Here is a 13,093-nt window from a genome sequence, read left to right as displayed (position 1 = left end):
AAACCAATGCTAAATAAAAGCATCAAATTCTTAATAGAGAATAAACTCGTAGCGGTTTTATTACTTGTCCTTTTTGTAGGATGGGGAACTGTAAACGCTCCTTTTAATTGGAATACAGGCTTTTTACCAAGTGACCCTGTGGCTGTAGATGCCATACCAGATATTGGTGAAAATCAACAAATTGTATTCACAAAGTGGGATGGTCGTTCGCCACAAGATATAGAAGACCAAATTACCTATCCTTTAACCACCTCCTTATTGGGTATTCCTGGAGTAAAAACCATTCGTAGTTCTTCTATGTTTGGCTTCTCTAGTATTTATATCATTTTTGAAGAAGACATCGAGTTTTATTGGAGCCGTAGTCGAATTTTAGAAAAATTAAATTCACTACCAAGCGGATTATTACCAGAAGGTGTTAATCCTGCTTTAGGACCAGATGCTACAGGATTAGGTCAGATTTATTGGTATACTCTAGAGGGTAGAGATAAAGACGGAAATGTTACTGGTGGATGGGATTTACAAGAATTACGAAGCATACAAGATTACTATGTAAAGTACGCGTTGTCTTCTGCAAGTGGCGTTTCAGAAGTAGCTTCTATTGGTGGTTATGTTCAGGAATATCAGGTAGATGTGAATCCAGAATTGATGCGTCAATACAATATTGGTTTAAGTGAAGTTGTTAAGGCTGTAAAAAGTAGTAATCAAGATATTGGTGCACAAACTTTAGAAATCAATCAAGCAGAATATTTAGTTCGTGGTTTAGGGTATATAAAATCGGTTGCAGATATTGAAAATGCTGTGGTAACTTCAAAAGATTTTACATCCATTAAAATTAAAGATATTGGTAAAGTTTCTTTAGGTCCTGCAGCACGACGTGGATTATTAGATAAAGAAGGCGCAGAAGTAGTTGGTGGTGTTGTAGTTGCTAGATATGGAGCAAATCCTATGGAAGTAATTACCAACGTAAAAGAAAAAATAGCTGAACTAAAAGGTGGTTTGCCTACGAAGGTATTAGCAGACGGACGAACATCTCAACTAACAGTGGTTCCTTTTTACGATCGTTCTGAATTAATTGTAGAAACCTTAGACACACTTACCGAAGCATTAACTTTAGAGATATTAATTACCATTTTGGTGATTATTATAATGGTTTTTAATTTAAGAGCTTCTATTTTAATTTCTGGTTTGTTACCTGTTGCTATTTTAATGGTTTTTGTGGCGATGAAACTATTTAATGTTGATGCAAATATTGTAGCACTTTCGGGTATTGCAATTGCCATTGGAACCATGGTAGATGTAGGCGTCATACTCGCCGAAAATATGATTCGTCATCTTGATGAGGAGAAAGTGAAGAGTGAAAATGTCCTTCCGACAGCGCAAGGCACGAGCGACGAGGAATCTCATCAAAACAACAAACTTTCCATAAACGAAATTATTTATAACGCTACCGCGGAAGTTTCCGGAGCCATATTAACAGCCGTTTTAACAACCATTATTAGTTTTGTTCCTGTATTCACAATGATTGGTGCAGAAGGAAAGTTGTTTAGACCTTTGGCTTTTACAAAAACAATGGCATTATCTGCTTCTTTAGTGATTGCTTTGTTTATAATTCCTCCTTTAGCGGCTTTTTTATTCCGTAAAACAACGCTAAAAAAATCGTTTAGACATTTCTTAAACGGTGCTATCATTATTGTAGGACTGTCGATTATAGTAAGCGGTTATTGGTTGGGTGCTATTGTAGTTGCTTTCGGAATTTCGGGCTTATTAGGTATTTTAGGAAAACTAGATAGTAAAAAAGTAAACCTTGTAAATATTATTATTTCTTCGGTAGCTATTGTATTTTTATTGGCTGAATATTGGAGACCTTTAGGTTTTAATCGTAGTATTTTAATCAACTTGGTTTTTGTTGCTATTATTTGCTTCGGAATTTTAGGACTGTTTTCTATTTTTAGAAAATATTACGGACAAATTTTACAATGGGCTTTAGCGAATAAAATGTTGTTTTTAATGGTTCCAATTACAGTTCTTGTTTCTGGATTTTGGATTATGAGCAACACCGGAAAAGAATTTATGCCTTCTTTAAATGAAGGATCTTTTCTACTGATGCCAACATCGTTACCACATTCTGGAGTGGAAGAAAACAAACGTGTGTTACAGCAATTAGATATGGCAGTTGCTACCATTCCAGAAATTGAAACAGTGGTTGGAAAGGCTGGTAGAACAGAATCTGCTTTAGATCCAGCACCTTTATCGATGTACGAAAACATGATTCAATACAAAACTGAATACATGCGTAACTCCGAAGGAAAAAGACAACGTTATAAAGTAAATGAGGATGGTTTGTTTGAATTGAAAACGAATGTCATTCCGACAGCGCAAAGAACGAGCGACGAGGAATCTCATAAAGGTCATGCTAACAAAACAAAACGTTTCATTACTTCAGGCACATCAATTAAAGCAAACCAACTTATCGAAGACAGCGACGGAGAATTCTACCGAAACTGGCGACCAGAAATTAAGAGTCCAGATGATATTTGGAAAGAAATCATAAAAGTCACCAAATTACCAGGCGTTACATCTGCACCTAAATTACAACCTATAGAAACCCGCTTAGTGATGCTTCAAACAGGGATGCGAGCACCTATGGGAATTAAAGTAAAAGGGCAAGATTTAAAACAAATTGAAGCTTTTGGATTAGAGCTAGAAAGTCTTTTAAAACAAGCGGAAGGTGTTAAAGTAGAAGCTGTTTTTGCCGATAGAATTGTTGGTAAACCTTATTTATTGATTGATATTGATAGAGAAAAAATAGCACGTTATGGAATTTCAATCGAAGATGTACAGAGTGTGTTAAAGGTTGCTATTGGTGGTATGTCCTTAACACAAACTGTGGAAGGGCGAGAACGATATGGAGTTCGTGTACGTTACCCAAGAGAATTACGTGGCAATCCAGAAGACATTAAAGACATTTATATTCCTGTAGAAAAAGGGAGTCCTGTGCCTTTAAGTGAGTTGGCAACGATTCGTTATGAACAAGGTCCGCAGGTAATAAAAAGTGAAGACACCTTTTTAGTTGGTTATGTATTGTTTGATAAAATAGATGGTTTTGCAGAAGTAGCTGTGGTAGAAAATGCACAAGCGTTATTTCAACAGAAAATGGATTCAGGAGAATTAATTGTTCCTAAAGGAATCAGTTATAAGTTCACAGGAACGTATGAAAATCAATTACGTGCAGAAAAAACATTAGCTATAGTAGTTCCTTTGGCGTTGGCTATCATCTTTTTAATCCTGTACTTTCAGTTTAAATCAGTGACTACTTCATTAATGGTGTTTACCGGAATTGCAGTAGCATTTGCGGGTGGTTTTATTATGATTTGGTTATACGGTCAAGATTGGTTTTTTAATTTTAGTTTCTTTGGGGAGAATATGCGAGACCTTTTCAATATGAAAACTATCAATTTAAGTGTAGCTGTTTGGGTTGGTTTTATAGCCTTATTCGGAATTGCAACAGATGATGGTGTTGTTATGGCAACCTATCTTACACAAACTTTTGATCGTGAAAAACCTTCGGATAAAATGAGCATTAGAGCTTCGGCCTTAGAAGCTGCTAAAAAACGAATTCGCCCGTGTTTAATGACAACAGTAACTACCATTTTAGCCTTGTTACCTGTTTTAACATCCACAGGAAAAGGAAGCGATATTATGATTCCGATGGCAATTCCAATATTTGGAGGAATGGTAATTGATATCACTTCTTATTTTATTGTGCCCGTTTTATATAGCTGGAGAGAAGAGATGAAATTGAAGAGAATAAAGAGAAAAGAGCTTAGAAAATAGACTTTAAAAAACAAATCATGAAAAATAATAATTATATCGTACAGAAAGTAGTCTTGCTTCTTGGTTCTTTATTCTTTGTTCTAAATGTTCAAAGTCAAGAACTAGAAACCTATATTAAGGAAGCTTTAGAAAATAGTCCTGAAATTCAGAAATTCGAGTTACAATATCATATTGCTTCAGAAAAGGTAAACGAAGTAAACACATTACCAAATACCGAATTTAGTGCAGGTTATTTTGTGTTAGAACCAGAAACTAGAACAGGAACACAGCGTTTTAAAGTATCAGCAAAACAAATGTTGCCTTGGTTTGGAACAATTACTTCTCGCGAAAATTATGCAAGTTCTTTGGCAGACACCAAATATGAAGATGTAGTAATTGCCAAACGAAAATTAATGGTTTCCGTTTCTCAGTCTTATTACAAATTATACGTAAACAAAGCAAAACAAGCAATTTTAATTGAAAATAGCAAACTGCTTAAAACCTATGAAACGTTGGCTTTAAAATCGATTGAAGTTGGTAAAGCTTCTGCAGTTGATGTTTTTAAATTGCAAATGCGTCAGAATGAATTAGAGCAATTAAGACAGGTTTTAGAGCAACAATATTTATCAGAACAAACGGCTTTTAATAATCTATTGAATAGAGAAAAGGATATTCAAATTGAGGTTGTTGATGCTTTGCTAATGCCCTCTAAAGATTTTGAAATTACTTCTAGTAATTTAGGATTGCATCCTGAATTATTAAAATATGACAAACTATTTCAATCTGTAGAACAATCTGAATTTCTGAATCAGAAAGAAAGTAATCCTTCCTTTGGTTTTGGGTTCGATTATATTAATATTCAAGCAGGACCAGACATCACTTTTAGTGAAAAAGGAAAAGATATTTTTATGCCAACCGTATCCTTATCTATTCCTATATTCAATAAAAAATATAAATCGAAAACTAAACAAAACGAGTTACAGCAGCAAGAAATTGAAGCTCAAAAACAAGAACGTTACAATACTTTAGAAACGCTTTTAGATAAGGCAATAAACGATCGGTCTTCTGCAAGAATTAGTTATGATACGCAGGTTAAGAACCTACAACAAGCAAAAGATGCAGAAGATATTTTAATTAGAAGTTACGAAACTGGAACGATTGATTTTAATGATGTTTTAGATATTCAGGAATTACAATTAAAGTTTCAAATGAATCAAGTTGAAGCCATTTATAATTATTATATTCAAACAACGAGTATTCACTATTTAATTCAATAAAAATGGGACAAACATTAATTATAAAAAATATGGTTTGTGCTAGATGCAAATCGACAGTTATAGAATTATTGACACGTAATGGTTTAGAAATTGAATCTATAGAGTTAGGGAAAGTTGTTGTAAAGCAAGCTTTAGAAAATAATTATAATGCTATTAAAAACGGACTTAAAGATCTCGGTTTTGAGTTGATTGAAGATGAATCTAAAGTGTTGGTAGAACAAATTAAAGTGATTGTAATTCAGAGTCTATCAGAAAATGACTCAGAACCTATTATTTCGAAAATCACAAAAGAAATTGGTAAAAACGATTCGGCAATTAGTAAGCTTTTTAGTAAATCGGAAGGCATTACGCTAGAGAAGTATATCATCAACTTAAAAATTGAAAAAGTAAAAGAATACATACAATTAAATCAATTAAACTTTTCTGAAATAGCATACAATCTCAATTATAACAATAGTAGTCATTTAGCAAAACAGTTTAAATCTGTAACGGGAATGTCTATGTCTGAGTATCGAAAATTACAAGATTGGGACCGGAAAGAATTAGACCAAATTGTATAAATTATAATCAGAATTAGAAAAACTTATTTTTTAAAACAGCGATACATTTGTTTGTAAATTATAAAGAACCTACAAAATGAAACATACATATCACATACACGGAATGACTTGTAACGGTTGTCGTGGACACGTAGAAGAAACACTTTCTAAAGTTAAAGGTGTTTCTAAAGCTACAGTTAATTTAGAAAAAGCAGAAGCTACTATAGAAATGGAATCTCATATTTCATTAGAAACCTTCCAAGAAGCTTTAAAAAATGATGGTGGCCGATATAGCATTCACAAACCGGGAGAACATCATCATATTAAAGAAGTAAAAAAAGAACTTCCGAAAGGAAAAGGAACGGGTACATTTTATTGTCCGATGCATTGTGAAGGCGATAAAACGTATGACAAAGTGGGAGATTGCCCTGTCTGTGGAATGGATTTAGTAGAAGAACAAAACATTTCTATTAACACCGCAGAACAGTGGACTTGCCCAATGCATCCTGAAGTTGTAAGAGATGAAGCTGGAGACTGCCCTATTTGCGGAATGGATTTAGTACCTATGAAACCCGATCTTTCATCAGAAGAAAAAACATACCAAAAGATCATAAAAAAGTTTTGGATTGCAGTAGCTTTTACCTTGCCAATATTTTTAATTGCCATGAGCGAAATGATCCCAAACAATCCATTATATACAATTTTGGAACAAAAACAGTGGAATTGGATTCAGTTTGCACTGTCTATTCCTGTGGTCTTTTATGCCACTTGGATGTTCTTTGAGCGTGCCTATAGAAGTATAAAAACATGGAATCTAAATATGTTTACACTTATAGGGATTGGTGCAGGTGTTTCTTGGCTATTTTCTGTTTTCGGGCTATTTTTTCCAGATGTTTTTCCTGCTCAATTTAAAACCGAATCAGGAGCGGTACATGTTTATTTTGAAGCAGCAACTGTTATTTTAACATTGGTTCTTTTAGGTCAATTATTAGAAGCACGTGCACATGGAAAAACGAATTCAGCCGTAAAAGAACTCTTAAAATTAGCACCTAATAAAGCGATAAAAATAGTAGATGGAGAAGATGTTGAGGTTTCTATTGATAAAATTGCATTGCATGATATTTTAAAAGTAAAACCGGGTGATAAAATTCCTGTAGATGGTATTATAACCGAAGGAAACACAACTATTGATGAATCGATGATTTCTGGAGAACCGCTTCCGGTAGACCGATCTAAAGGCGATAAAGTAAGTGGAGGTACTATTAATGGCAATCAAGTTTTTTTAATGAAAGCAGAGAAAATTGGTAGCGATACCCTACTCTCTCAAATTATTAAAATGGTGAATGATGCAAGTAGAAGTCGCGCTCCAATTCAGAATTTAGCAGATAAAGTTTCTGGTTATTTTGTACCTGTTGTGGTGCTTATTTCTTTAATAACATTTGCTGTTTGGGCAATTTATGGACCAGAACCTGTGTATGTCTATGCTTTTGTAAATGCTATAGCCGTATTAATTATTGCTTGTCCCTGTGCATTAGGTTTAGCAACGCCAATGTCTATAATGGTTGGTGTTGGTAAAGGAGCACAAAATGGTGTCTTGGTTAAAAATGCAGAAGCTTTAGAACGAATGGCTAAAGTAGATACTTTAATTATAGATAAAACCGGAACCATTACCGAAGGGAAACCAACCGTAGAAAAAGCGGCTGCGTTTAATGCTATTTTAAGTGATGCAGAAGTGTTGCAATACATTGTGTCGTTAAATAGTAATAGCGAACACCCTTTAGCCGAAGCCACTGTAAAATATGGTAAAGAGCAAAACACGGAAGTTTTTAAATCGGAAGGATTTAGTGCTGTTACAGGAAAAGGTGTGGAAGCAACAATAAACGGTAAAAAAGTAGCTTTAGGAAATCCTAAAATGATGGAGTATGTAAATGCTGAAATTACACCTAAAATGGAGGATGAAGCTAAAACGTATCAGAAACAAGGGAAAACGGTTTCTTTTTTATCAGTAGATAAAAAAGTTGTTGGTTATGTGGTTATTGGTGATAAAATTAAAGCAACGAGTGCAAAAGCAATAAAAGCACTTCAAGATAGAGGCGTTTCGGTAATAATGTTAACGGGTGATAATTATGATACCGCACAAGCTGTGGCTAACGAATTAAATCTTGCCGATTTTAAAGCAAGTATGTTACCCGAAAATAAATTGCAAGAAGTAACCAAATTACAAGAGCAAGGAAAAGTAGTTGCAATGGCTGGAGACGGAATTAATGACGCACCTGCATTGGCAAAAAGTGATGTTGGTATTGCCATGGGAACGGGTACAGATGTCGCTATAGAAAGTGCGATGATTACTTTGGTAAAAGGAGATTTACATGGTATTGTAAAAGCACAACATTTAAGTGAAGCTGTTATGAAAAACATTAAACAAAACTTATTTTTTGCCTTGTTTTATAACACATTAGGTATACCAGTTGCAGCAGGAGTTTTGTTTCCTTTTTTCGGAATTTTGTTATCTCCTATGATTGCTGCTTTGGCTATGAGTTTTAGTTCGGTAACAGTAATTGCAAATGCCTTACGTTTAAGAAATATTAAAATATAGTCCAATGAAAAAATATATAAATTACATAGCAATATTAGCTGTTGGACTACTTTTAGGCTGGGTGCTTTTTGGAGGGAATTCGAATACAGAAGAAATGCACAAGCACGATGCTGTAGCAGAAACAAACCAAATGTGGACCTGCTCTATGCACCCACAAATTATGCAACCAGAAGCGGGTGATTGTCCTATTTGCGGAATGGATTTAATTCCTGCAGCAAGCAGTGCAGAAGGATTGTCTGCCGATCAATTTAAGCTTTCAGAAAACGCGATGGCATTGGCTAACATACAAACCTCAATAGTAGGAGCACATATTTCTGATGCTGATACAGGTTTTGTTTTATCAGGAAAAATTACAGAAAATGAAGATGAAACCGCAACCATGCCTGCTCATTTTAATGGTAGGGTAGAAAAACTATTTGTAAATTCTTTGGGAGAACGTGTTACAAAAGGGCAAGCAGTTGCTCAAATATATTCGCCAGAATTAATTGCGGCTCAACAAGAATTAATAACGGCCTATAAATTAAAAGGATCTCAACCACAATTATATAATGCTGTTAAAAATAAGTTTAAAAATTGGATGATTCATGGTACGCAATTAGATGAGGTAGAGCAAACAGGAAAAGTGAAAAATAGTTTTACCATTTACTCGCATGTATCTGGTGTAGTTACGGAAATTGCGATAAATGTAGGTTCGCATATTATGGACGGAAAACCGATTTTTAAAGTATCTAATTTAAACACTGTTTGGGCAAATTTTGATGTATATGAAAATCAAATTAGTCAATTTAAAAAAGGTCAGGATGTTGAGGTAACCACAAATGCATATCCAAATAAAGCGTTTAAAGGAAAGGTTAATTTTATAGACCCTATTTTAGATACGCAAACAAGAACTGTAAATTTAAGAGTAGTTTTAAATAATAAAAATGAGCTGTTTAAACCAGGTATGTTTGTAGAAGGAAAGATGAAAGGTATTGTTTCTGTGGATAAAAAACAAGCAATTACAATACCTGCTTCGGCTGTTTTATGGACAGGGAAACGATCTGTTGTGTATGTGAAAACGAATCCGAAAGAACCTATTTTCGAAATGCGCGAAATTACTTTAGGCAATCAAGTAAATAGTAATTATCAGGTTTTGGAAGGTTTAAATAATGGTAATGAAATTGTAACCAACGGAACTTTTACGGTAGATGCAGCAGCACAATTACAAGGCAAAAAATCGATGATGAATAAAGGTGGAGGTAAAGTAATGACGGGGCATGAAGGACACCTTGGTATGGAAATGAGTGGTTCTGTTGAAGGAAAAACTATAAATAAAAATGAAAGAATTAAAGTGTCTAAGGAATTTCAAAATCAATTAAAAGTGGTGTTTAATGATTATATAGATTTAAAAGATGCTTTGGTTTTAGAGAATTCTACAGAAGTGCTTACAGTTTCTAAAAATTTCTTAAGTAATTTAGAAAAAGTAGATATGAAGCAATTAAAAGCAGCAGAAGCCCATAAACATTGGATGGATATAGAAAAGCAGCTAAAAACAGCCACTACCTTAATTTTAGAGAATTCTGCTATTAAAGAACAGCGAAATCATTTTAAAATAGTTTCTACACAATTAACAAATGCCATTGAAGTATTTGGAGTCAATGAAAAAGTGTACCATCAATTTTGTCCGATGGCAAATAGTAATAAAGGTGCCTATTGGTTAAGTAGAGAAGAAAAAGTAGTGAATCCTTATTTTGGAGATGCAATGCTTACTTGTGGAGAAGTAAAACAAGTAATAAATTAAATAATTAATGTTCGATAAAAAACAAAAGAACGCTTCGCTTTTAGAACTAAGAGCCAAGACTTGATTGTTACGAACTAGAAAACAGATGTAATTAAAAATAGCTTTAAAAGCTGTTTAAGAATGATTCTGAAAAGTGAGGTTTCATTAAAAATAAAAACTGTGAAAATCTTTTTTTTAAAGGTTATATCAAACTCAACTATTTTTAATGGGACACCTAAAAAATTAAATAGTAACAATTAAATAGTAACAATTAAATAGAAAAACAATGAAAAAAGTAATTTTAAGTCTAGCTATTATAGCTTCAGTAGGTTTTACAAGTTGTAAAAATGACGCCAAACAAAAAACAGAAACTACAGAAGTTTCTAATGAAATAGCAAATGCGTCTCTGTCTTTTGGAGTTAGAGGAAACTGTGGTATGTGCAAGCAGACGATAGAAAAAGCAGCAAATGCCGTAGAAGGCGTTGCAACCGCAACTTGGGATGTAAATAAAAAGAAAATAGATGTGTCTTTTAATGATGCTAAGACAGATGTTATGGCAATTCATACTGCAATTGCAGCTTCTGGATATGATACTGAAGAGGTTTCTAGTAGCAAAGATGCATACAGTGGTTTACCTGGTTGTTGTAAATATGATCATACAATGGCAATGAATCAGTCTGGTGAAACAGTAGCAGATTAATATTCTAATAGTTATTAATCTAAAAGATTTCTTTTAGGTTTTACTTCTAATATGGTCAGTTGTATATTAGAAAAATTGCACGCACTTTACTGTGCAATTTAAAACTACAGGATTAGACTTTTATCGTTTAATCCTGTTTTAGTTTTAAAAAAGAGTGTTACTTCTTTCTCTTTTTTGATAATTGTAAGCTTGATTTTTGATACTGGTTTTCGTTTTCTTTATAATATTGCTTCGTACTTCGCAATGACGAAGCGGATTTTCTGTATAATTAATTGTAAATGAATTAGTTTAAATTGTTCTTTTGCGTGAAGGGTAGAAGGTTTTCTACTTCGCTCAAGATAAACTCCAAGCCCACAGTGAGGTACTAACGAGGACTTGAAACGGATAGCCTGACCACGCTTTTTTTTGCGTGGGCACACTAAATAAATAATAAATTAATCTTTTAAAAATACGGTAAGGCTTAAGGCACCGTGAGCGCCAATAACCAATGATTGCTCTATATCTGCGGTTTTAGAAGGGCCTGCAATAAATACTCCAAAACCAGCATCTTTATTGGTTAGTTTCTCGTATGCTTGGTGCATATATGGTACAATGTCTTTTGCTGATATAACCAATATTAAGTGTTTGGTAATAAACGGTAATACGCGTACAGGTATCTCTGAATCTGACACCCAAACGGAACCATTTTCTGCAACACCTAAGTTACTTTCTAGAATTAAAATATCTAAATCTTCTAAATCGTGCGGATTCTGTAAAGTGGCTAATTCTATAGTGTTAAAAGAAGCGGTGTTGGGCAAATTAGAAAACTTGACTTTTGCATCAGTAAATGTGTTTTCTATTTGCTGAATAATTTCGTCATTAGAGTTTAAAGTAACAACGTTACCCCCAACTACTTCTACTTTTTTGGTAAATTCTTTAAGAAGGTCTAAACCTTCATCAAAAAGAGAAGTATTGATGTTCGGTAAATCTAAAAGTTCCGGTTTATTGGCTTTAATTCTGTTTAATATTTGATTTCTACTTCCCATAATTTAACTTTTTTTCTCGTTCTCTCTGTCTTTAAACCATTGGTCGAAACTTTTTTCTGGTCCTAAAGGTAAATCTCTTGCTTTTCCCCAAGCATTTGGTTTGGAGTTAATCATTGCTTGTGGTAAGTTTCTTAAAGACCAACGTGCAATTTTACCAACGGTTTCAAAACGATTAGGATGTGCAAAAATGCTTCCCATAGCTTTCATGGCTTGTTTTTTTACAAACGGCTGAGGTGTTTCTTTAGTAATTATCTGTCGCCATTTATACAACTGTGTGTGAATGTCGATTTTTACAGGACACACATCTGAACAAGAGCCACATAAAGTGGATGCAAATGGTAAAGTACTGTGTTTTTTTAAGTCTTTTCCTGGTGATAAAATAGAACCAATTGGTCCTGGAATGGTAGCATCGTAACTATGACCGCCACTTCTTCTGTAAATAGGGCAGGTGTTCATACAAGCGCCACAGCGAATACAGTGTAAAGAGGCTCTAAAATCGGGTCTACTTAATTGTTCAGATCGTCCGTTGTCTACAATTACAATGTGCATTTTTGCACCTTTTCTCGGTTTTTTAAAGTGCGATGAATAGGTGGTTATTGGTTGTCCGGTTGCAGATCTTGCCAATAGTCTTAAAAATAGACCTAAGTGTTCTTGTTTAGGAATTATTTTTTCTACACCCATACAGGCAATATGAACAGGTGCTAAATGTGCGCCCATATCGGCATTTCCTTCGTTGGTACAAACTACAAATCCACCAGTTTCTGCAACGGCAAAATTTACGCCTGTAAGAGCTGCATCTGCTTGAATAAATTTGGTTCGTAAGTGTTTTCTTGCTTCACCAGTTAAATATTGTGGATCTCCATCACAAGGTTTTGTACCTAAATGTTCTTGAAACAATTCGTCTACTTCATGTCTGTTTTTATGAATGGCAGGCAATACAATATGACTTGGTGTTTCTTTTGCTAATTGAACGATGCGTTCTCCTAAATCGGTGTCTATTACCTCAATTCCATCTGCTTCCAAAGCTGGATTTAGATGACATTCTTCGGTTAACATCGATTTACTTTTTACTATTTTTTTTGCATTATTATCTTTAAGAATTTGAAGTACAATTTTATTGTGTTCTTCTGCATTTGCTGCCCAATGAACTTCTACACCGTTCTTTTTGGCATTTTCTTCAAACTGAATTAAATAGTTGTCTAAGTTAGACAACATGTGAGCTTTAATTCCGTGGCCTAGGTTTCTTAGTTCTTCCCATCCTTGAACATTGTGAACAGATAGGTCTCTTTTATGACGCACAAACCACAAGGCTTTGTCGTGCCAATCAACCCTTTTTTCATCTTTATTAAAAATACTTGCTAGTTTAGAATGACTCATGTTTTAG

8 protein-coding genes are annotated in these 13,093 nt (G+C 34.1%); 6 read left to right on the top strand and 2 right to left on the bottom strand.

The annotated features are described in order from the left end of the window. The first annotated feature begins 6 nt into the window (after window positions 1–6). The 6 genes from WHD08_RS07045 (at window position 7) to WHD08_RS07020 (ending at window position 10,684) form a co-directional block, all read left to right on the top strand. Entirely contained in the window at window positions 7–3,834 is a 3,828-nt protein-coding gene (locus WHD08_RS07045; RefSeq protein ID WP_208888718.1) for an efflux RND transporter permease subunit, read from the top strand. 17 nt (window positions 3,835–3,851) lie between these two features. Then, window positions 3,852–5,090 carry a TolC family protein gene (locus WHD08_RS07040; RefSeq protein WP_208888719.1) on the top strand — a complete coding sequence of 413 codons (1,239 nt, stop codon included), beginning with the start codon at window positions 3,852–3,854 and terminating at the stop codon, window positions 5,088–5,090. Window positions 5,091–5,092: 2 nt separating this feature from the next. Then, complete coding sequence (locus WHD08_RS07035) at window positions 5,093–5,650, top strand: helix-turn-helix domain-containing protein (RefSeq protein ID WP_208888720.1); 558 nt, start codon at window positions 5,093–5,095, stop codon at window positions 5,648–5,650. Between the two features lie 76 nt (window positions 5,651–5,726). Next, window positions 5,727–8,225 carry a heavy metal translocating P-type ATPase gene (locus WHD08_RS07030; protein WP_208888721.1) on the top strand — a complete coding sequence of 833 codons (2,499 nt, stop codon included), beginning with the start codon at window positions 5,727–5,729 and terminating at the stop codon, window positions 8,223–8,225. Between the two features lie 4 nt (window positions 8,226–8,229). Then, entirely contained in the window at window positions 8,230–10,005 is a 1,776-nt protein-coding gene (locus WHD08_RS07025) for an efflux RND transporter periplasmic adaptor subunit (RefSeq protein ID WP_208888722.1), read from the top strand. A 265-nt stretch (window positions 10,006–10,270) separates the two neighbouring features. Beyond that, window positions 10,271–10,684: a heavy-metal-associated domain-containing protein gene (locus WHD08_RS07020; protein WP_165732768.1), complete on the top strand. Its 414-nt coding sequence runs from the start codon at window positions 10,271–10,273 to the stop codon at window positions 10,682–10,684. A 434-nt stretch (window positions 10,685–11,118) separates the two neighbouring features. Here WHD08_RS07020 and WHD08_RS07015 read toward each other — a convergent pair whose 3' ends face one another. Beyond that, window positions 11,119–11,709 (bottom strand): LutC/YkgG family protein, encoded by a 591-nt coding sequence (locus WHD08_RS07015; RefSeq protein WP_208888723.1) that lies wholly within the window; start codon window positions 11,707–11,709, stop codon window positions 11,119–11,121. Window positions 11,710–11,712: 3 nt separating this feature from the next. After that, window positions 11,713–13,086, bottom strand: a complete 1,374-nt coding sequence (locus WHD08_RS07010) for a lactate utilization protein B (RefSeq protein ID WP_208888724.1) — start codon at window positions 13,084–13,086, stop codon at window positions 11,713–11,715. Between the last annotated feature and the right edge of the window lie 7 nt (window positions 13,087–13,093).

The organism is Polaribacter sejongensis, from assembly GCF_038024065.1.
GTDB lineage: Bacteria > Bacteroidota > Bacteroidia > Flavobacteriales > Flavobacteriaceae > Polaribacter > Polaribacter sejongensis.
Note: the sequence above shows the minus strand (reverse complement) of the source record. Positions and strands in the feature narration are given on the sequence as shown.

Excerpts from the sequence above, each read along its gene's own strand:
- WHD08_RS07045 (WP_208888718.1), top strand. The coding sequence starts at position 7 with ATGCTAAATAAAAGCATCAAATTCTTAATAGAGAATAAACTCGTAGCG.
- WHD08_RS07040 (WP_208888719.1), top strand. The coding sequence starts at position 3,852 with ATGAAAAATAATAATTATATCGTACAGAAAGTAGTCTTGCTTCTTGGT.
- WHD08_RS07035 (WP_208888720.1), top strand. The coding sequence starts at position 5,093 with ATGGGACAAACATTAATTATAAAAAATATGGTTTGTGCTAGATGCAAA.
- WHD08_RS07015 (WP_208888723.1), bottom strand. The coding sequence starts at position 11,709 with ATGGGAAGTAGAAATCAAATATTAAACAGAATTAAAGCCAATAAACCG.
- WHD08_RS07020 (WP_165732768.1), top strand. The coding sequence starts at position 10,271 with ATGAAAAAAGTAATTTTAAGTCTAGCTATTATAGCTTCAGTAGGTTTT.
- WHD08_RS07030 (WP_208888721.1), top strand. The coding sequence starts at position 5,727 with ATGAAACATACATATCACATACACGGAATGACTTGTAACGGTTGTCGT.
- WHD08_RS07010 (WP_208888724.1), bottom strand. The coding sequence starts at position 13,086 with ATGAGTCATTCTAAACTAGCAAGTATTTTTAATAAAGATGAAAAAAGG.
- WHD08_RS07025 (WP_208888722.1), top strand. The coding sequence starts at position 8,230 with ATGAAAAAATATATAAATTACATAGCAATATTAGCTGTTGGACTACTT.